Below are 20,708 nucleotides of genomic sequence, written 5' to 3'. Positions count from 1 at the left end.
CTCAGACGCGCGCCCGGCTGCGCCGGACCGTGAGGAGGACCACCGAGGCGGCGGCCACGAGAACCAGTCCTGCGCTCACCACGACCCAGGGCGACGGGCCGTCAGAGGTGAATCCTGTCGCCGCCAGCCCGACCTCCCCGGCCTGGATGGCCGACGGCGCCGAGTGCAGGCCGTCGACGGTCTGCGTCGCGAGCGCGAGGGTGCCGTCCGCCAGGCTGCCGTAGGCGTACGCGATGGTGTTGACCCCTTCGGCGACGGTCACGTCGACAGGGCCGAGGACCGGCTCCGTCGTACCGGCTGCTGCCACGGCGACCGACAGCGTCGAGGCCGGGAGGTCGAGGACCTGCTCTGCGGGGTTCTCGAGCCCGCTGATCACGGCTGTGCCCCCTGCGAGGACGTCGACAGCCGGCGCGGCGGCGACGTGGCGCACGGTGAGGCGTCCCTCTCCGGCCGCCGTGGTCGAGGTGTCGTTGGTGAAGAGCGTGGCGGTCGGGGTTCCCGCAGCGTCGAGGTGGGCGACAGCCGTGTAGCTCGTCCCGGCGGCGAGCGGGAGGTCGACGGGGCCGATGGCCGGTGCGCTCGCGTCGACAGCGTCGGCCGCCGTGATGGCGACGCTGTAGGTGCCGGCGGGGAGGTCGAGGGGGCCGGCGAGGGTGCCGGGCTCGAAGTCGTCCAGGGTCCGCTCGCCGTTGACCCAGACGTCGACGGTGAGCCCAGGGACACCGTGCAGCACAGACAGGGAGGCGTCTGCACCCTCGGTCTGGGCCTGTGCGGGGGCCACGAGGAGTCCAGCTCCTCCGGCGGTCAGTGCGGCGACAGCCACTGAGGTGATGACGCGGTCTCGAGCTCGCATGAGTACTCCAGATGTCGAACGTCCCCAGCGGGGTGGCGTGGGGAGCTCCGGTGTTCCTTCTGACACCTGTAGTTCTCCCGCGCGGGCGCCCACGGATGCACCTCGGGCCAAGAAAGTTCTCCGCAGGCTCCGGGCACGACAGACCGTGCCCTCACCGTCGACGCACCTGTCGGTAGCGTCGCGGGTGCCCTGGCGCACGGCCTGACCGGCAGCTCCCGGCCGTCACGACGGCCGGGAGGGCAGTCAGCGGGCCAGCAGGTCCAGCACGTCCCGGGCGATGTCAGGAGCGGTGAGCCTGTTCGCCGTGACGATCTGGTCGCGGGTCGCGTGGTCGAGGAAGGCGGACGGCAGACCCACGGTGTGCACGGGTGTGCGCACCCCCGCCTGCGCGGCCCGCTCGCCGAGCAGCGCACCGATCCCGCCCTCGGCGAGACCGTCCTCGATCGTCACGACGAGATCGTGCTCCCCCGTCATCTTGACGAGCATCGACGGCATCGGGAGGACCCAGGTCGGCGAGGCGACTGTCGTGTCCAGGCCGTGGGCGGACAAGATCGAGCTCACCTCGAGGGCTGTCGTGGCCATCGAGCCGATCCCCACGACGAGCACCTTGCGGGCCGCGACACCGTCGGCCGACGCGGGCTGGGTCTCGCGCCCGATGACGTCGACCCCGTCGGTCGTGTCGAGGGCCGGGATCGGGTCGCCGACGGAGCCCTTCGGGTAGCGCACGACGCTCGGGGCGTCGTCGACGTCGACTGCGGCGCGCAGGGCCGCGCGCAGGGTTGCCTCGTCGCGCGGGGCGGCGAGGTGGACGCCCGGCACGATGCGCAGCATCGCCATGTCCCACATGCCGTTGTGGCTCGCACCGTCGTCGCCGGTGATCCCCGCACGGTCGAGGACGAAGGTCACTCCGGCCTTGTGCAGCGCCACGTCCATGAGGACCTGGTCGAAGGCCCGGTTGAGGAAGGTCGCGTAGAGCGCGACGACGGGGTGCAGGCCCGCGAAGGCCATCCCGGCGGCGCTCGTCGCGGCGTGCTGCTCGGCGATGCCCACGTCGAAGGTGCGGTGCGGGAAGGCCTTCTCGAAGGGCGCCAGCCCGACCGGGGCGAGCATCGCCGCGGTGATCGCGACCACGTCGGGCCGGGCGCGGCCGATCGAGACGATCTCGTCGGCGAAGACCTTCGTCCACCCGAAGCGCGAGGGCGCGACAGGTAGTCCGGTCTCCGGGTGGATCTGGCCGACGGCGTGGAAGCGGTCTGCGACGTCCTGCTCGGCCGGGCTGTAGCCGCGGCCCTTCTCGGTGATGACGTGCACGAGCACCGGGGCACCGAAGGACTTCGCGCTCGTCAGGGCGCGCTCGACGGCCTCGACGTCGTGCCCGTCGACCGGGCCGATGTACTTGATGCCCAGGTCCTCGAACATGCCCTGGGGTGCGACGACGTCCTTGATGCCCTTCTTCAGGCCGTGCAGCGCGTCGTAGGCGACGCGACCGGGAGGGCCCGAGCGGCGCAGCGTGCGTCGACCCCACGAGAGCATGCTCTCGTAGCCCTGGGTGGTGCGCAGCGTGTCGAGGTGGTGCGCCATGCCGCCGATGGTCGGCGCGTAGGAGCGGCCGTTGTCGTTGACGACGAGGACGAGACGGCGGTCGTGACCGTCGGCGATGTTGTTGAGGGCCTCCCAGGCCATCCCGCCGGTCAGGGCGCCGTCGCCCATCACGGCGACCACGTGGCGGTCGTCGAGCCCACGGACCACGTTGGCCTTGGCGATGCCGTCGGCCCAGCTGAGCGCTGTCGAGGCGTGGGAGTTCTCGACGATGTCGTGCACGGACTCGGCCCGGCTCGGGTAGCCCGAGAGGCCCTCGCGGCGGCGCAGGTCGCCGAAGTTCTGGCGGCCTGTCAGCAGCTTGTGCACGTAGGACTGGTGGCCCGTGTCGAAGACGAAGGAGTCCTTGGGCGAGGCGAAGACGCGGTGCATCGCGACTGTGAGCTCGACGACGCCGAGGTTCGGTCCGAGGTGCCCGCCTGTGCGCGAGACCGACTGGACCAGGAACGTCCGGATCTCGGCGGAGAGCTGTTCGAGCTGCGCCGGGCTCAGCCGACGGAGGTCTGCCGGCGACGTGATGGTCTCCAGGACTGCCATGGCCATTCCTCCTTGCTGCGTGCGCTGCGCCCGCAGGGCCCGCACACGCCGTCGTCGTGCGGATGCACGGTGAACCACTCTATAAGCGTGCGCGCGCGAGCACCGCCTGGGCGCGGGCGAGATGCCCGGAAGGTCGCAGAGTGTCGCCATGCTCACACAGTCCCGTCACGTCCCCGCACCTTCGTACACTGGACCCATGCGCTTCTTGGACGGACAGACACCCACGACCGACCTCACCTACGGAGACGTGTTCCTCGTCCCCGGCCGGTCCGAGGTCACCTCCCGCTTCGACGTCGACCTCTCGAGCACCGACGGGACCGGCACGACCATCCCGCTCGTCGTCGCCAACATGACTGCCGTCGCCGGGCGACGCATGGCCGAGACGACGGCCCGCCGCGGTGGCATCACCGTGATCCCCCAGGACATCCCGACCGACGTCGTCGCCGACGTGGTCGCGAGCGTCAAGGCGAAGGATCCCGTCGTCGAGACACCCGTCGTGGTCTCCCCGACCGACACCGTCCACACAGCGCTCACCCTCATCGGCAAGCGCGCGCACGGCGCCGCGGTCGTCGTCGACGGCGACCGCCCCGTCGGTGTCATCACCGCCTCCGACTGCACGGGCGTCGACCGCTTCACGCAGGTCCACCAGGTCATGTCCGCGAACCCGACGTCGATCGACGCCGGCGTCCTCGAGGCCGCGGGCGCCGACGGTCTGCGCCGCGCCTTCGACCAGCTGCACGAGTCGCGCCGCAAGCTCGCCCCGGTGGTCCGCGACGGGCGCCTGGTCGGCGTCCTCACCCGGGTGGGTGCGCTCCGCTCGAGCATCTACGACCCCGCGCTCGACGGCTCGGGCCGGCTGCGCGTCGCGGCAGCCGTCGGCATCAACGGGGACGTCGCCTCGAAGACCGAAGAGCTGCTCGCAGCCGGTGTCGACGTCCTGGTCGTCGACACCGCGCACGGGCACCAGTCCAAGATGATCTCCGCCCTCAAGGCCGTGCGGTCCGTCTCCCCGAAGGTCCCCGTGGTGGCGGGGAACATCGTGACCGCCCAGGGCGTCGAAGACCTCATCGAGGCTGGCGCCGACATCATCAAGGTCGGTGTGGGCCCGGGCGCGATGTGCACCACCCGCATGATGACGGGCGTCGGTCGCCCGCAGTTCTCCGCGGTCCTCGAGTGCGCCGCCAAGGCCACCGAGCTCGGCAAGCACGTCTGGGCCGACGGCGGGGTCCGCCACCCTCGCGACGTCGCGCTGGCCCTGGCCGCCGGTGCCTCGCAGGTGATGATCGGGTCCTGGTTCGCCGGTACCCACGAGAGCCCCGGCGACCTGCACGACGACGGCAGCGGCCGCCTGTACAAGGAGAGCTTCGGCATGGCCTCGGCGCGAGCCGTCGCCGCCCGCACCGCCGGTGGCTCGCCCTTCGACAGGGCCCGCAAGTCCCTGTTCGAGGAGGGCATCTCGTCCTCGCGCATGTACATCGACCCGAAGCGTCCCGGGGTCGAGGACCTCATCGACGAGATCACCTCGGGCCTGCGGTCGTCGTGCACCTACGCGGGCGCCACGAGCCTCGCCGAGTTCGCAGAGCGCGCCGTGGTCGGCATCCAGTCCGCGGCCGGCTACGAAGAGGGCCGTCCGCTCCCCGCAGGCTGGTGACGGAGCCCGACGGGGCCGGTCCGGCGCACCCCGTCCGGACCGCGCTCGGCACGCTCGTCCGGGCCGGGGTCGACTGGGGCTGGCGCACAGGCCCGGTGCCCGGTGAGCGCGCGACGCTCCACGACCGTCCGACCAGCAGGACGCCGCCGGCCGTGAGCCGGCCGGCGGCTGTGCTCGTCCTGCTCGGCGAGCGGCCGACCGGTGGTGCGGACCGCGCCCTCGACGTGCTCCTCGTGGAGCGTGCGGCCTCGCTCAACCACCACCCTGGCCAGATCGCCTTCCCGGGCGGTCGCCTCGACCCCGAGGACGACGGCCCTGTGGACGCCGCCCTCCGCGAGGCCGTCGAGGAGACGGGCCTCGACCGCTCCGGCGTCGACGTCGTCGGCACGCTCGGCGGTCTGCCGCTCCCCGTGAGCAACCACGTCGTGACACCGGTGCTGGCCTGGTGGGCGCGTCCGTCGGCCGTCGGCGTGGTCGACGCGGGCGAGTCCGCCGCCGTGTTCAAGGTCTCGGTCGACGACCTCCTCGACCCCGCGAACCGTCGCCTCGCCCGGGTGAGCCGCGGCGGCCGCTCCCTCGACAGCCCGGCCTTCCTCGTCGACGGACGCCTGGTGTGGGGCTTCACGGGCATCGTGCTCGACAGGGTGCTCGACGGCCTCGGCTGGACCCGCCCGTGGGAGCAGCGCGTGCTCGACGTCCCCGTCTGACGCGGCGCCGGTCCCACCGCCGGGAGACGGGCGACGGCGGCGTCTCCCTCCTCGCCCAGCCCTGTGAGCGTGACGTCGCCCTGCTCCCCGTGCGGTCTCTCGCCTAGTGGTGGAAGGCAGACTTCTCCACGACGTGCGGCAGCGGCCCGGGCAGCCTGTCGAGGGCGGCTGTCTCCTCCTCGACGACCTCGAGGAGCGAGGCGGCGAGATCCATGCTCATGCCGTTGCGCACGACGATCCGCTGGACCGTGAGGTTGCTCAGCGAGTCGGGCATCGGATAGGCCGGGACGAGCCACCCTCGGGCGCGCAGCCGGTCCGAGAGGTCGTAGAGCGTCCAGCTCTCCGTGTGCCCCTCGCGCAGCCGCCAGGCGAAGACAGGGATGTCGGAGCCGTCGTTCCACAGCTCGAAGGCCGGGATCTTGGCGATCCCCGAGGAGAGGTACAGCGCGACGTCCTGGGCCGCCTGCTGGACTGCCGTGTAGCCGCTGCGGCCGAGCCGCAGGAACAGGTAGAACTGCAGCAGCACCTGCGCGCCGGGCCGAGAGAAGTTGAGCGCGAAGGTCGGCATCTCGCCGCCGAGATAGCTGACCCTGAACACGAGGTCCTCGGGCAGGTACTCGGCCGAACGCCAGACGACCCAGCCGAGGCCTGGGTACACGAGTCCGTACTTGTGGCCCGAGGTGCTGACGGAGTGGACGCGCGGCAGCCGGAAGTCCCACACGAGGTCAGGCTGGAGGAACGGCGCGATCATCGCCCCAGAGGCACCGTCGACGTGGATCGGCACGTCGAGCCCGGTGCTGGCCTGGATGACGTCGAGGGCCGCCGAGATCTTCTCGACGGGCTCGTACATCCCCGTGTACGTGACGCCGAGGATCGCCACGACGCCGATCGTGTTCTCGTCGACGTAGGAGGCGAGGTCGTGACCGTCGAGCGTCTTGTGCTCCTCGGTGATGGGCACGTAGCGCGCCTCGACGTCCCAGTAGTTGCAGAACTTCTCCCAGCACACCTGGACCGCCGAGCTCATCACGAGGTTCGGCCTGTCGGTCGGGCGACCAGCGGCGCGACGAGCGTGCTGCCACCGCCGCTTGAAGGCGAGGCCGGCCAGCATGCAGGCCTCGGAGGAGCCGACCGTCGAGGTCCCGAGGGCCTTCTCCGGATCGGGTGCGTTCCACAGGTCGGCGAGGATCCGCCACCCGTAGGTCTCGATCGCGGCGGTCTGCGGGTACTCGTCCTTGTCGATCATGTTCTTGTCGAAGGACTCGGCGTAGAGCTTCTCGGCGTGCGGGTCCATCCAGGTGCTCACGAAGGTCGCGAGGTTGAGCCGTGCGTTGCCATCGAGCATGGTCTCGTCGTGCACGATCTGGTAAGCCGTCTCAGGCAGCATGCCGTCGTCCTCGAGGTGGTACTTCGAGGCGACCGAGTCTTCCCCCGGCCGGGCGAAGAGCGGGTTGACGCTCACGTGGTCGCTGTGGTGGTCACGGTGGTGGTGCTGGTCTTCAGGGGACATCGTCGTCTCTCCTCGGGATGTGTCGGCAGCGCGCACAGGCGATGCTCCCCCGGAAGACACTGACGGACGAGCCACGACTGAGGTCGTCGCCCAGCCTGCTGGCCGAGAGTGCGTCGTCTCCGAGTCTCGACCTCTGCGGAGGTTGCAGCAAGCGGTCGACGCCCGCACGACCCGCCACGTCACACGCTCGCGGGCGCCCCGTCTCCCGGACGAGCCGCGTCCTGGCCCTCGGCAGCACTGTTGGCCGGGCTGGTCGCGAGCACGACGCACGCGGCGAGGGCGACCGCGAGCGCGAGGACCGCCGGCACAGCCCAGCCGTCACGGACGACGTCGCCGAGGACAGCGACGCCGATGCCGCCGGGGACAACCACCTCGAGCACCGACACGGTCGCTGCTGTCCCGCCGACGCTGCCCTGCTCGAGGGCCCGCAGGTAGGCGACGGCACCGACCACGCCACCGAGCACGACTGCCACGGCGACGGGCTGCAGGACCGTGCCGAGCAGGTCGTCGGCTGCGTGCGCCGTGCGGGCTCCGAGCGCGGCCACCGAGTACCCCAGCCCCGCGGCGACGGAGAGCGCCCTGGAGGACCCCGACCTGTAGAGCGGCACCGTGGCGAGGGCGAGCAGCACGCTGCCCGTGACGAGCACGGCCACGAAGCCTGCGGGTGGGGCTGTCGCGGGCTGCTCGCCGCCTGCTGCGCCGATGACGACGAGCGCGAGGACGACGGCGACCACAGCCACGACGTCGACCCTGCGCAGGCGGGCTCCGAGGAACCAGCGGGCGAGCAGCACGACGACCACCACGGAACCGGCGAGGACCGCCTGCACCAGGAAGAGCGGCAGCCTGTCGAGGGCGACGAGGGAGAGCAGCCACGCGAGGCCGTCGACGAGGAGGGCGGCGACCACGAGGGGCGTGGTGACGGCTGCGAGGCCGTGGGTGCTGCGGGTGGCGACGGCCTGCATGATCGTGCTGACGCCGTAGCCGACGGCGGCGGCCAGGGCGGCCGCGAGGGAGAGGATCATCGCGCGGTGCCCACAGCACCGAGGAAGCGCCCGATGACGGGGATCTCGGTGACCCCCTCGGCGCCTGCGAGCACGACGGCCTGCGTCGCGATCAGCTCGGCGGAGTCGAGGACCACGTAGCGGGGCACCCAGGTGGGCTCGAACTTGTCGTTGAACTTGCCGAGGGTCTCCATCTGGGTGCCGCGCGAGAGCCTCTGCAGCAGGGGCCTGGTCACCTGGTCCAGCCTGGACGCGCTGTCGTCGGACTCGAGCACCTCGCGCATGACCGCGAAGTTGAGGCCGAGCCCACGCTCGCCGCGCCGGACGAGCTCGGTGACTGTGTGCACGATGGTCGTGTCGACGAGCCCGTTGGGGATGTCGTCGGTGTCGAGGCGCCGGCGCATGACGTCGAGCGACCAGCCGTCGACGGCGGCTGCGGGTACCCACTGGCAGAAGGCGTCGACCCGCCCTTCGGCGGAGCGGGTGACGGAGAGCATGAGACCGGTGTCGGCGGGGTCGAAGAGGCGAGACAGGGTCATGGAGAATCCGCGCTCGTCCTCGCCCCGGCGGGACTCCTCGGCCATCTCGGAGATCGCGGTGCGCAGGTCGGCGTCGAGGGTCGCCGGGTCGTGGAAGGTCGTGGTGTAGCCGGCGCGCTCGACCCTGTTGACAGCCTGGCGCAGCGACTTGTGCGCGCTGCCCGCCAGGGTGAAGGTCGGGCAGTCCACGACGGCCTCGTCGCCGAAGTACACGACGTGCAGGCCGCTCGCCTCGTAGACAGGGAGCCAGTCGGCGCTCGCGGCGACGACCGCCACGGACCAGCCGTTCGACGACGCCATGCTGAGGAACTCGGCCCACACCAGCTCACGCTCGTCGGCGGGTCCGATCGGGTCGGGCGAGACGAGGCACACGCCGCCCCGGACGGAGAAGGCGACGACAGAGTCGGCGACGAAGAACCAGTCTTTGTCGTCACGGAGCGCGAAGTAGTCGAGGGTCCCTCCCCCGTGGCGCTCCACGACGTGCCGGGCGTGCTCACGCTCCTTGACGTGGTCTGCCGGGCTCAGGCGCACGGCGTCCCGGGGTGAGGTGAGCGCCCAGAGCATCGTCACGACGAAGACGAGCGTGAGCGCGAAGGAGACGGGGTGCACGATGCTCCCGAGCTCTTCGGCCCGGGCCCGGCCGGAGTGCTCGGGCACGAGGGTCGCGACGAGGGCCACGGCTCCGGCGAGGCCTGCTGTCGACAGACCGGTGACCCACGCGGCCCGGCGCACGGCCCGACGGGTCGGCAGCACGGGGAACGCGCTCCACCGCGAGGCGAGCCAGACGAGGGCGGCGAGGAGGACGAGGGTCTCGAAGACGTCGACGCCCTTGAGCAGGTGGAGCACGGCCGACAGCGCCAAAACCCCGAGAGCGAGGACCCATGAGAGCCTGTGCCCCTTGCGCAGGCCGCGCGCCGTGATGAGCAGGGCGATCGAGACGAGCAGGAGCGTCGGGCGGGCTGTCGCCTCGGTGAGACCGGGGACGAGGTCGGCGACGGGGCTGAAGACGCGCCGCAGGCCGTGGGCGACCGCGGACACCAGTCCGAGGACGGCGAGGACGACGACCACCCGCGAGGCCAGGACCCGGGTCTCGACCCGCCGCCGGTGCGCCTCGACGGGGCTGGGCCCGCGCCGAGGCAGGAGGATCCCGTTGCTGCTCGCTGACATCTGCGTCCGTCCCCGTGGTCGAGTCGTGCTGTGTCTGTGCCGTGCCGTGCTGGGCCGATCTGTGCCCGCCGCCCGGCTGGTCGCTGGTCGGCTCGTCGGCACCTGGCCCACCGGGCGCTCAACCTACAGCGCGTGCTCGGCTGCCGTCATCTGCTGCTCGAAGAGCTCGAGGCCGTAGGGCACGGCTGTCATCGCGGTGACCCAGCTGTGGCCCAGCCCTGGTTCGGTCCGCAGCTCGACGGGCTGTCCGCGTGCCTCGAGCCGTCGTGCGAGGTCCTGAGCCGTCGCGGGCACCTGGGCGTCGGTGTCGGTGGCGCCGTAGTCGAGGAAGACGGCTGTGGGATCGGTCAGGTCGATCGTGCTGACGTAGTCGCTCGGGCTGTGGGCAGCGACCTCAGCGTCCGTCGAGAGGCCGGCACCTCGCATGTCCCCGGGATCGCCGTAGGGCATGATCGCGAGGATCGTCCCGAAGTCCGCAGAGTGCCGCAACCCTTGGTCGAGGGCGCAGTACGCCCCTGCGGACATGCCCCCGATCGCCTGGTACTCCCGCCCGGTCGCGACGGGGTAGCGCTGGTCGACCCACGGGAGCACGACGTCACGCAGGTAGGTCTCGGTCTGGGAGCCGCCGCGGGTCGAGTCGAGGCAGGAGACCTCGCTCTGGCCACGGCCGTTCATGTCCGGGGCGACGACGATCATGGGTCGGATCTTCCCCGAGGTGATGAGAGAGTCGAGGACCGCCGGGAGGCCTGCACCGAACCAGTCGGCGGACCCTCCAGGGGAACCGTGGACGAGCACCACGAGCGGGTACAGGGTCTTGCCCGAGGGGTCGAAGCCCGGGGGCGTGTAGATCCAGGTGTCGCTCGGGTCGACACGGAGGTCGGCAGGCGCCGCGATCTTCACAGCGCCGAAGGCACCTGTCCCCGTCGGCGGGTCTGCAGAGATCGTCGCGACGGTCGCGCCCGGGACAGGGGCTGCCCGGACCGCAGGCACCTCGAGCCGTGGGCCGAGGCCGAGGTGGATCGCAAGAGCGTCGACCGTCGGGATGTACCCGACCCACGTGTTGACACCGACACCGACGGCGAGCAGGAGCGCGCAGGCCCCCGCCAGGAGGAGGTGCCAGGTGCGGGGGCGCCGGACCTGCGGTGCGTCCGTGGGCGCGGCTGGCGCGGCGTCGACCAGAGCCGCACGGGTCGTGCGCCTGTGCCGGACGCGACGGCGGACCGCGAGCACGACCGCGACCACAGCGACGACGCCCAGCACCGCGACGGTCCACCACGACGAGATCGCGTCGGTCGGGACAGGGGGGCCCACGACAGCGGGACCAGCAGCACCTGCAGCGACCTGACCGTCCACCCGACGACGCTCCTCACGAGCCTGTGGCTCTTCATGACGAGCCTAGATCGTCCCCCGCAGACCTGGACGTGAGCCGAGAGGCTGCAGACAGGCGCCTGGGACCGCTTAGCCTGGTCCCATGCCCCTCACACCTCGACCGTCCGTCGCATGAGCACCATTCCTGTCCCTGACCCGTCGCCCGCCGTCCTGGTCATCCAGCACGCCGCGTGGGAAGGGCCCGGCCTCGTGGGCCGCGCCCTCGACGAGCGCAGCATCGCCTGGCGTTCGGTGACCGTCCTCGACGACGCGGCACCTGAGCTCCCCGACGCCCGGTCGCTCGCCGGCCTGGTCGTCATGGGAGGAGGCATGGGAGCGCTGGACGACACGGCGCACCCTGGGCTCTCCGCCGAGCGCAGGCTGCTCGCCGACGCGACGGCCGCTGGTGTCCCGGTCCTCGGGATCTGCCTCGGGATGCAGCTGCTCGCCGTCGCCCTCGGTGGCGACCTGCTCACAGCGCACGGCGAGGAGATCGGTGTCGCGCCGGTCTCGCTCACCGGCGCGGGCCTGCGGGACGCGTACCTGTACCCGCTGACGGTCGACGCCTCGCCCGACCCGGAGGTGCTGCACTGGCACGCAGACGCCGTCACCGCTCCTCCGGGCGCGACAGTCCTCGCCTCGACACCCCTCACCCCCGTGCAGGCCTTCAGGTCAGGCAGTGCCGTCGGGCTCCAGTTCCACCTCGAGATCGACGGGGCGCACCTCGACGAGTGGCTCGCGACCCCCGAGATGGCTGCCGAGCTCGCGCCGGGCGTCGCCGACACGATGCGCGCCGACGCAGCCGTGCGGCTGACGAGCCTCGTCCCGCGCGCCCTCGTGGTCTTCGGTGCCTTCGCCGACGAGGTCCGGGCCCGTCGCGACAGCGTGACGCACGCGGGTGGCTGACCGCCCGGCCGCCGAGGTCGTCGTCGACACCACGCTGGTCCGGCGGCTGCTCGACGAGCAGTGCCCCACCCTGCCCGGTGCCGGCCCGACGGCCGACCTGAGCCTCGAGGTCGTCTCCGAGGGGTGGGACAACGTGATGCTCCGACTGGGGACCTCACTGGCGGTCCGGGTCCCGCGGCGCGCGGTCGGGGCACGTCTGCTCGTCAACGAGCAGCGGTGGCTCCCTCGTCTCGCAGAGCGTCTCGACGTGCTGGTCCCCGCGCCGGTCGTCGCGGGCGTCCCCGGCGCAGGCTACCCGTGGCACTGGAGCGTCGTGCCGTGGATCGACGGCACGGCCGCCGGCACGGTCGACCGCGCCCGGCTGCAGGGTGTCGCGGAGCCGCTGGCTGCCTTCTTCGGCGCGCTGCACTTGGCCGCCCCGGCGGACGCACCGGTCAACGAGGTCCGCGGCGGCCCGCTCGAGGAGCGCGACGACGCGGTGCGTGAACGGCTGTCGCGCGTCGACCACCCCCGCGTCGCCGGGCTTACCGCCGTCTGGGAGGCAGGGCTCGACGCCCCCGCATGGGGCGGACCGCCGCTGTGGCTGCACGGCGACCCGCACCCCTTCAACCTCGTGGTCTCCGACGAGCCGGCGGGTGAGGTGAGCCTGCGAGCCGTGGTCGACTTCGGGGACATGACCTCGGGTGACCCCGCGTGCGACCTCGCCGCGGCCTGGCTCGTCTTCGACCGCGCCGGGCGGGAGCGGTTCGTGGCGGCCGTCGAGAGAGCGTGGGACGACGGGGCCAGCGGCGACCTCCCGCACCAGGGTCGGTCGCCTGAGGCCCTCCGCGCCCGAGAGGCACTCTGGGGCCGCGCGCGCGGCTGGGCCGTCGCGATGGGGACCGCGCTGCTCGCGCACAGCGACGACGACCCGACCTTCGCCGCGCTCGGTGCGCGGGTCGCCGACGAGCTGCTCCAGGACGACTGACCGCCTGGGGCGGCCGGCCGGGGCTGGTGCGCGGCGCGGCACGACGTGGGACCGCAGCGCAGCGCGGCAGATGGACCGCCTCCGTCGCCGAGGCCGCTCCGGCTACCCTTCTCGGCCGACGACCGCCGCGTACGACGTGCGAGCCAGCTCTTCGAGGACGTCGAGGTCGATCGTCGTGAGGTCCTTGAGGTACAGGCAGGAGCTGCCGAGGGTGTGCGGCCCGAGGCGGGCGAGCATGTCACCGCGGTCCTCGAAGCCGTCCATGAGGTAGACCGTGGTCGCCGCCTTGCGCGGGGAGAAGCCCAGGGCCAACCAGTCGCCCTCACGGCCGGTGGCGTAGACGAAGTGGTAGCTCCCGAAGCCCACGATGCTGGTCCCCCACATCCGCGCGGGCTCACCGGTGACACGCTCCATGAGCGCGAGCACGGTGAACGCGTCGCGTCTGCGGACCGGGTGCGTCACCCCGTCGAGGAACTCGGTCACCGAGCCGTCGTTCTCCACCGTCACCGCAGATGAGGCCATCGCCCCAGTGTGCCGTCCCAGGAGCCCGGGCGACAGCCCGAGCCGACCTGTCCCCCACCGCTCTCGGCCGCACCAGAGCTGAGCACTGCCCCGTCGCAGCACGACGAGGGCGCCTGAGCGGGCACTGCAGGGACGCACAGCGGGGCGCCCACCCGGTGAAGGATGGACGCCCCGCTCTGGTACCGCTGGTGTCAGGTCACTTCTGGACGAGCGACCGGAGCACGTACTGCAGGATCCCGCCGTTGCGGTAGTAGTCCGCCTCGCCCGGGGTGTCGATGCGCACCACGGCGTCGAACTCGACGAGCGTGCCGTCGGTCTTCGTCGCGGCGACCTTGACGGTCGACGGGGTCGAGCCGTCGTTGAGGACGGTGACACCCGAGATGTCGAAGGTCTCCGTGCCGTCGAGCCCGAGGGACTCGGCGTTCTCCCCAGCCGGGAACTGCAGCGGCAGGACGCCCATGCCGATGAGGTTCGAGCGGTGGATCCGCTCGAAGCTCTCGGTGATGACAGCCTTGACGCCGAGGAGCGCCGTGCCCTTGGCAGCCCAGTCGCGCGACGAGCCGGAGCCGTACTCCTTGCCACCGAGGATGACGAGCGGGGTGCCCTGCGCGGCGTAGTCCTGCGCGGCGTCGTAGATGAACGACTGCTGGCCCGTGACGAAGTTGAAGGTGTAGCCACCCTCGACGTTCTCCAGGAGCTGGTTGCGCAGGCGGATGTTCGCGAAGGTCCCGCGGATCATCACCTCGTGGTTCCCGCGGCGCGAGCCGTAGGAGTTGAAGTCACGACGCTCGACACCGTTGCCCGCGAGGTACTCCGCGGCCGGGGTGCCCGGCTTGATCGCACCAGCAGGGCTGATGTGGTCGGTCGTGACCGAGTCGCCGAGCTTGGCGAGGACACGAGCACCGGAGATGTCGGTGACAGGGTCGGGGGTCATCGACATGCCGTCGAAGTACGGGGGCTTGCGCACGTACGTCGACTCGGAGTCCCACGCGAAGGTGTTGCCCTCGGGGGTGGGCAGGGCGCGCCAGCGCTCGTCACCGGCGAAGACGTCCGCGTAGTCGGTCGTGAACATCTCGCGGTTGATCGACGTGTCGATCGTCCGCTGCACCTCGTCGGCCGAGGGCCAGATGTCGGCGAGGAACACGTCCGCGCCGTCCTGGTCCTGGCCGAGGGGCTCGGCGACGAAGTCGAAGTCCATCGTGCCCGCGAGGGCGTAGGCGATGACCAGCGGCGGCGACGCGAGGTAGTTCATCTTCACGTCGGGGTTGATGCGACCCTCGAAGTTGCGGTTGCCCGAGAGCACCGAGACGACCGACAGGTCGTGCTCGTTGACCGCGGCGGAGACCTCTTCGGGCAGCGGACCGGAGTTGCCGATGCAGGTCGCGCAGCCGTAGCCGACGAGGTGGAAGCCGAGCTTCTCGAGGTAGGGCCACAGGCCCGCCTTCTCGTAGTAGTCGGTGACGACCTTGGACCCGGGGGCCATCGACGTCTTGACCCACGGCTGGGCCACGAGGCCCTTCTCGACAGCCTTCTTGGCCAGGAGCGCCGCGGCGAGCATGACCGAGGGGTTCGAGGTGTTGGTGCACGACGTGATCGAGGCGATGACGACCTTGCCGTGGTCCAGCTCGGTCTCCGTGCCGTCGGCGAGCGTCAGGGGCACACGCTTGTGCGGGCGCTTGGACGAGTCACCGTTCGGGACGTGGTCGGGCGCGTCGCTCGCGTCGTGGTGCTCACCCGCGGCGATGGGGTCAGAGGCCGGGAAGGTCTCGTCGACCGACTCGTCGAGGCCCGTGAACGGGGCTGCAGCGGCGGCGTCAACGTAGTCGAGGATCGACGTCGCGAAAGAGCTCTTCGCGTCGGTGAGCTCGATCCGGTCCTGCGGACGCTTGGGCCCGGCGATGCTCGGGACGACCGTGGAGAGGTCGAGCTCGAGGTACTCGGAGAACTTCGGCTCGATGTAGGACTCGGCCGAGGGGTCGAGCCACATGCCCTGCTCCTTGGCGTACGCCTCGACGAGAGCGAGCTGCTCTGCGGAGCGTCCGGTGAGGCGCAGGTAGTCGAGCGTGACGCCGTCGATCGGGAAGATCGCCGCGGTCGAGCCGAACTCGGGGCTCATGTTGCCGATGGTCGCACGGTTGGCGAGCGGCACGGCCGCGACACCTTCTCCGTAGAACTCGACGAACTTGCCGACGACACCATGCTCGCGCAGCTGCTGCGTGATCGTCAGGACGACGTCGGTCGCGGTGACGGCTGCGGGGATCTCGCCCGTGAGCTTGAAGCCCACGACGCGCGGGATGAGCATCGAGACGGGCTGACCGAGCATCGCGGCCTCGGCCTCGATGCCACCGACGCCCCAGCCGAGCACGCCGAGGCCGTTGACCATCGTCGTGTGCGAGTCGGTGCCGACGCAGGTGTCGGGGTAGGCGCGCAGGACCCCGTCGACCTCGCGGGTCATGATGGTGCGGGCCAGGTACTCGATGTTGACCTGGTGGACGATCCCGGTGCCCGGAGGGACGACCTTGAAGTCGTCGAAGGCCGTCTGGCCCCAGCGCAGGAACTGGTAGCGCTCACGGTTGCGCTCGTACTCGAGCTCGACGTTGCGCTCGAAGGCGTCGGCGCGACCGGCGACGTCGATCTGGACCGAGTGGTCGATGACGAGCTCGGCAGGTGCGAGCGGGTTCACACGCTCCGGGTCGCCGCCGAGGTCGGCGACGGCCTCGCGCATGGTGGCGAGGTCGACGACGCAGGGCACACCCGTGAAGTCCTGCATGATCACGCGCGCAGGGGTGAACTGGATCTCGGTGTCCGGCTGCGCGTCGGGGTCCCAGGAGGCCAGGGCGTTGACGTGGTCAGCGGTGATGTTCGCGCCGTCTTCGGTGCGGAGGAGGTTCTCGGCGAGAACCTTGAGGCTGAACGGAAGCTTGTCCGTCCCTTCAACTGCGGAGAGCCGGAAGATCTCGTACGAGGTGCCATCGACCTCGAGAGTTCCCTTCGACCCGAACGTGTCCACGCTGCTCACGTAGGCTCCTTCATCTTCGGCGAGACAGGTGCGCGAGGGAGTCGGCGAGACGTCCGCCCGGTGGTGCACCTGGTACTTGGGGGCTTCGCCCAGCGTAGCCGGGCAGTGCTCGACGAGCCGCTCGAGGCGCTGTCGTCGAATCCGGGACAAGCATACCGCATGTATCTTGACGTCAAGATATATGCGGGTGCGAGTCTCTCCGGTGCGCGGCCTCGTCAGCCGCGGCGACGGCCGCCCTCCGCGGGCGACCGCCGGAGCGCGTCGTCTAGGCCGAGCGCGCAGGCGTAGCGGTCTAGACGACCAGCGTCTCGGGCGTGCGGGCGCGACCGACGAGCCACGGCGTGAACCACCTGTGGATCGCCTCGACGGCGAGGCACCCGAGGACCGCTGTCGCCGCGATCCACGGCGCGGACTCGCGGCTCGGGTACTCGAGGCTGACGAGCTCGCGCACGGGCTCGACGAGGAGCACCCCGACGGCGGCACCCGCCAGCAGGACGATCATGGCGACCTTCCACGCCTGCCAGGGGCGCGCGAGCACACCCACGACCCACAGGCCGACCGAGACGAGGACGATGAACACGGCCGTGCGCCCCTGGACCAGGGAGTCGGCGTCCCAGACGAAGGCGTAGATGCCCAGGACGAGCGAGCCGACGACGATCCCCACAGGCATGGCGAAGGACAGGCACCGCCTGAGGAAGCCGGCGACGAAGCGCTGGTTGTTCGGCGGCAGGGACAGCAGGAAGGCTGGGATGCCGATGGTCAGCGCGCCGATGATCGTCATGTGGCGCGGCAAGAACGGGTAGTCCCAGGAGAGCAGCACGACGACCACGGCGAGCAGCGCGGCGTACGTCGTCTTGGAGAGGAACAGCGTCGCGACGCGCTCCATGTTCGCCATGATCCGGCGCCCCTGGCCGAGGACGCCGGGCAGGGTCGAGAACGCTCCGTCGACGAGCACGATGCGGGCGACGGCCTTGCTCGCCCCGGCGCCGTTGCCCATCGCGATGCCGAGGTCGGCGTCCTTGAGCGCGAGGGCGTCGTTGACGCCGTCGCCTGTCATCGCGACGACGTGCCCGTCGGACTGGAGGGCGTGGACCAGGTCCCGCTTCTGCTCGGGCGACACCCGGCCGAAGACGTCGTAGTCGCGGGCGACCTGAGCGAGCGCCGCCGGGTCGTCGACGGGGAGGTCCCTGGCGTCGAAGCCGTCGACCACCACGCCCTCGCCGCGCAGGCCGACCCGGGTCGCGATCGCGGCCACGGTCTCGGGGTTGTCACCCGAGATGATCGTGGTCCGCACACCCTGCTCGCGGAAGTAGGCGAGGGTCTGCGCGGCGTCAGGTCGCACCCGCTCCCCCAGCACGGCGACGACAGCAGGTTGCAGGTCGCCGGGCAGGTCGCCGTCGGGAGCCGGGAGCGGCTCGTCGGTGCGGGCGAGCAGGACCACGCGCGCGCCCGTCCCGGCCTCCCGGGCCACGACGGTCCGGGCGCGGGCAGCGCCGTCGTCGTCGCGTCGTCCGAGCAGGAGCTCAGGAGCGCCCATGACCCAGACGCCGTCGGCGGTCTCGAGCGCGCTCCACTTGCGGGCCGAGGAGAAGGGCACGGCGGCGAGGACCTGGGCGGGGACGACGGCGGCGACCCCCGCGGCGATCGCCTTCGACGTGGCGTTGCCCTCGCGGTCTGTCGCGATCGCGGCGAGCGCCTCGAGGGCCCCGGGCAGCTCGGCGAGCGTCTCGAGGCTGGTGAGCGAGACTGTGCCGTCGGTGATCGTGCCGGTCTTGTCCAGGCAGAGCACGTCGACACGAGCGAGGATCTCGACGGCGGCAAGCTCCTGCACGAGGACCTTCTGCCGGGCGAGGATCATCGCGGCGAGCGCGAAGTTGAGAGAGGTGAGGAGCACGAGCCCCTCGGGGATCATGCCGACAACGCCTGCGACGGCCGCGACGACGGCGTCCTTCCAGTGCCCGTCCTCGAAGGCGGTGTCCCAGCCGCCCGTCGCACGGAGCTGGCTCCACGCGAGGAGCAGGGCGATCGGGACGATCGCGAACGACACCACCCGCAAGACCTTGTTGACCCCGTCGCGCAGGTCGGACTGGACTGTCGAGTACTGCTTGGCCACCGCGGTGATCTTGTTGGCATAGCCGTCGATCCCCACGCGCGTCACACGGAAGGCCGCGCTCCCCGCCACGACGGAGGACCCTGAGAGCACCTCGTCGTCGACGGCCTTGTGGACCGACCGAGACTCGCCCGTGAGCATCGACTCGTCGATCTCGAGGCCGGCCGAGCTCAGCACGGTGCCGTCGGCCGGCACCTGGTCCCCGGTGCCGAGGTGCACCACGTCGTCCTGGACGATCTCCTCGAGACGCACCTGCTGCTCAGCACCGTCGCGGAGCACCCGCGCGAAGGGCGCGTCGAGGATCGCCAGGTTGTCCAGGGTCCGCTTGGCGCGGTACTCCGTGACGATGCCGATCGCGGCGTTGATGACGATGACGAAGCCGAACAGCGCGTCCGCCCACCGCCCTGTGAGCAGCACGAGCACGAGCGCGACCAGGAGGATGCCGTTGAAGAGCGTGAAGACGTTCTCGCGGAGGATGTCGACGAAGGAGCGAGAGGTGGTCGTGTCGACCGTGTTGACGAGGCCCTGCGACCTCCGGTCGGCGACCTCTTCGGACGTCAGTCCGTGCACTGGCGTTCTCCCTGCGTGAAGGTGTGGGGCATCACCATACCTGGGCACCCTGACCGTCGACCTGGAGCCGCCCAGCCCGTGACCTGCTCACGGCAGCTCTTCCTCACCGCGGGCCCGCAGGAGCTCTTCGCGCTCGGAGTCCACGAGGGTGGCGAGCCGGATCCGCACGGTCTCGACGTCCACCCACAGCTCGTCGGCGAGCTCCCCCCACGACCTCGCCCAGCGTGCTGCCTGCACGAGGTCGTCGAGAGAGACGAGCCACCGCGCGGCCAGGGCACCGGCCTCTCTCTCCTCGCGCTCCGTGCAGCCTGGACCGTGACGCAGCTCGAGGTGGGCGAGCTCGTGCGCGAGGGTCGAACGCCGTTGGGCCTGGGACTGGTGCGGGTGGAGCTGGATCGCCCGGACCCCGTCCGTGGCGCCGAGGACACCGGGCACGACGACCCACCGGAGCTCGACATGGTCGAGCTCACGCAGGCGCCGCCACGGGTTGAACACAGGTGCGACGCTACGTGGGCCTGCGGCTCCAGGACCGTCGTCCACAGCCCCGGGTCCCCCAGGGGTCTCCGGCACGATGCTCCGTCACACGAGGACCGGGCTCTCCGGGTCGTCCTGCACGCCGTCGCCAGGCGGCTGGTCCGCGCTGCCGTCGACCAGACCCGGTGACTGGTCCGGCTCACCTGTCCTCGCCGCCCACGTCCCGGTCTCGGACGTCGAGGTCAGGGCGTCCGAGCCCTCGGGCTCGATGCCCGTGCCGACAGGGTCTGCGAGGACGAGCGAGAGCCGCGGACCGCCGTCCTCGGCGGACCGTGCTGCCGAAGCAGCCCTGAGCCTGCGCGTCAGCTCACGGATGAGCTCGTCGTCGGCCACCCCACGGGCGTCGTACACCACCTGGACCTCGCCGCCGGGCAGACCCATCTCCTCGGCGATCGCCGCCCGGACGACCCCGACGTGGACCTGGAGGGCCCTGGCGAGCCCTTCGACGGTCGTGTCCCTCAAGAGCCGCGCGATCGGGGCCCTGCCCTCGCGCAAGAGCTTCGACACGACCTGCTTGGACAGACCCGACTCACGCGCCAGGTCTGACTGGTTCCACCCTCTGCGTTCGAGACCGTCCCGCAGGAGTCTCTGGAGTGCGTGCATCGATCTTTGCCCTTCGTCGGCGACGCACACCGGCCGGTCCCGGAGATCCGAGGAGAGCCGTCGCGTGTCGCGGGAGATCAGGGCGAGCGGGTGCCGCGCCTGCGGCACAAAGATATGTCAACCAGGATGGACCGTGCGGGAAGGGACAATCACCCGCGTGGCGCTCATCGGGCGCAAGGCCCCGTCAACCCGAACGGAATGGACAGTCGCCAAAGGGTTGACTCGGGTCAAAACAGACGCAAGCATAGAAACATCACAGACCGCAGAGAGAGGACGGCGATGAGGCTGCGTGACCCGAGGCTCCTCAAGGCCTACATGATGCTCGCCGGCATCAACCAGGCTCGTCTGGGACGCCGCGCAGGGTGCTCACGTCAGTTCATCCACATGCTGCTGACGGGAGAGAAGCGCAGCTGCCGCCCCGATGTCGCCGAACGCATCGAGGAGGCCGTCCGTGTCCGCAGCGGCACGCTCTTCACGGTGTCCGAGCGCGCCGTGGAGCGGAACGTGACCCATGTCCGACCCGTAGGAACACGTCCACCTGTGTGACA

Annotated in this window: 16 protein-coding genes; 5 read left to right on the top strand and 11 right to left on the bottom strand. The window is 71.1% G+C overall.

Annotated elements, in window-relative coordinates:
- Position 1: 1 nt before the first annotated feature.
- Positions 2-853, bottom strand: a complete 852-nt coding sequence (locus tag ASG53_RS10025) for a DUF4397 domain-containing protein (protein ID WP_056132270.1) — start codon at positions 851-853, stop codon at positions 2-4.
- Positions 854-1,096: 243 nt separating this feature from the next.
- Positions 1,097-2,989 carry a 1-deoxy-D-xylulose-5-phosphate synthase gene (dxs, locus tag ASG53_RS10020; RefSeq protein WP_056134044.1) on the bottom strand — a complete coding sequence of 631 codons (1,893 nt, stop codon included), beginning with the start codon at positions 2,987-2,989 and terminating at the stop codon, positions 1,097-1,099.
- 196 nt (positions 2,990-3,185) lie between these two features.
- Between dxs and ASG53_RS10015 the strand changes: the two genes are divergently transcribed.
- Together ASG53_RS10015 and ASG53_RS10010 are read left to right on the top strand one after the other, a co-directional pair.
- Complete coding sequence (locus ASG53_RS10015; RefSeq protein ID WP_056132268.1) at positions 3,186-4,640, top strand: GuaB1 family IMP dehydrogenase-related protein; 1,455 nt, start codon at positions 3,186-3,188, stop codon at positions 4,638-4,640.
- Complete coding sequence (locus ASG53_RS10010) at positions 4,637-5,347, top strand: NUDIX hydrolase (RefSeq protein WP_056132265.1); 711 nt, start codon at positions 4,637-4,639, stop codon at positions 5,345-5,347. The genes ASG53_RS10015 and ASG53_RS10010 overlap by 4 nt, the downstream gene beginning before the upstream one ends.
- 103 nt (positions 5,348-5,450) lie before the next feature.
- On the opposite strand, the gene ASG53_RS10005 is transcribed toward ASG53_RS10010, so the two are convergent.
- From ASG53_RS10005 to ASG53_RS09990, 4 genes are all read right to left on the bottom strand, one after another.
- Complete coding sequence (locus ASG53_RS10005; RefSeq protein WP_056132261.1) at positions 5,451-6,854, bottom strand: glutamate decarboxylase; 1,404 nt, start codon at positions 6,852-6,854, stop codon at positions 5,451-5,453.
- Positions 6,855-7,033: 179 nt separating this feature from the next.
- Positions 7,034-7,876, bottom strand: a complete 843-nt coding sequence (locus ASG53_RS10000; RefSeq protein ID WP_056132258.1) for a hypothetical protein — start codon at positions 7,874-7,876, stop codon at positions 7,034-7,036.
- The gene (locus ASG53_RS09995) at positions 7,873-9,561 is read right to left on the bottom strand and encodes a bifunctional lysylphosphatidylglycerol flippase/synthetase MprF (RefSeq protein ID WP_056132255.1); all 1,689 of its coding nucleotides are present in this window, start codon (positions 9,559-9,561) and stop codon (positions 7,873-7,875) included. Before ASG53_RS09995 ends, ASG53_RS10000 begins: the two co-directional genes overlap by 4 nt.
- 123 nt (positions 9,562-9,684) lie before the next feature.
- A complete protein-coding gene (locus tag ASG53_RS09990) occupies positions 9,685-10,914 on the bottom strand; it encodes an alpha/beta hydrolase (RefSeq protein WP_056132253.1) in 1,230 nt (409 codons plus the stop codon).
- Positions 10,915-11,061: 147 nt separating this feature from the next.
- Here ASG53_RS09990 and ASG53_RS09985 point away from each other — a divergent pair, with 147 nt between their 5' ends.
- On the top strand, positions 11,062-11,835 hold the full coding sequence (locus ASG53_RS09985; protein WP_056132249.1) for a type 1 glutamine amidotransferase: 774 nt from the start codon (positions 11,062-11,064) through the stop codon (positions 11,833-11,835).
- A complete protein-coding gene (locus ASG53_RS09980) occupies positions 11,828-12,802 on the top strand; it encodes an aminoglycoside phosphotransferase family protein (protein ID WP_056132246.1) in 975 nt (324 codons plus the stop codon). Before ASG53_RS09985 ends, ASG53_RS09980 begins: the two co-directional genes overlap by 8 nt.
- A gap of 102 nt (positions 12,803-12,904) precedes the next feature.
- Here ASG53_RS09980 and ASG53_RS09975 read toward each other — a convergent pair whose 3' ends face one another.
- The 5 genes from ASG53_RS09975 to ASG53_RS09955 form a co-directional block, all read right to left on the bottom strand.
- Positions 12,905-13,324 (bottom strand): DUF1801 domain-containing protein, encoded by a 420-nt coding sequence (locus ASG53_RS09975; RefSeq protein WP_056132243.1) that lies wholly within the window; start codon positions 13,322-13,324, stop codon positions 12,905-12,907.
- 196 nt (positions 13,325-13,520) lie between these two features.
- Positions 13,521-16,343 carry an aconitate hydratase gene (locus tag ASG53_RS09970; protein WP_056132242.1) on the bottom strand — a complete coding sequence of 941 codons (2,823 nt, stop codon included), beginning with the start codon at positions 16,341-16,343 and terminating at the stop codon, positions 13,521-13,523.
- A gap of 292 nt (positions 16,344-16,635) precedes the next feature.
- Complete coding sequence (locus ASG53_RS09965) at positions 16,636-19,023, bottom strand: HAD-IC family P-type ATPase (RefSeq protein ID WP_056132239.1); 2,388 nt, start codon at positions 19,021-19,023, stop codon at positions 16,636-16,638.
- A gap of 87 nt (positions 19,024-19,110) precedes the next feature.
- On the bottom strand, positions 19,111-19,518 hold the full coding sequence (locus ASG53_RS09960; RefSeq protein WP_056132236.1) for an ImmA/IrrE family metallo-endopeptidase: 408 nt from the start codon (positions 19,516-19,518) through the stop codon (positions 19,111-19,113).
- Positions 19,519-19,602: 84 nt separating this feature from the next.
- Entirely contained in the window at positions 19,603-20,160 is a 558-nt protein-coding gene (locus tag ASG53_RS09955; protein WP_056132233.1) for a helix-turn-helix domain-containing protein, read from the bottom strand.
- Between the two features lie 279 nt (positions 20,161-20,439).
- Here ASG53_RS09955 and ASG53_RS09950 point away from each other — a divergent pair, with 279 nt between their 5' ends.
- On the top strand, positions 20,440-20,706 hold the full coding sequence (locus tag ASG53_RS09950) for a helix-turn-helix domain-containing protein (protein ID WP_056132231.1): 267 nt from the start codon (positions 20,440-20,442) through the stop codon (positions 20,704-20,706).
- Positions 20,707-20,708: the final 2 nt, after the last annotated feature.

This window comes from Sanguibacter sp. Leaf3 (assembly GCF_001425965.1).
Classification (GTDB): Bacteria; Actinomycetota; Actinomycetes; order Actinomycetales; family Cellulomonadaceae; genus Sanguibacter; species Sanguibacter inulinus.
The sequence above is the reverse complement of the archived record's forward strand: the minus strand, read 5'-3'. Positions and strand labels throughout refer to the sequence as shown.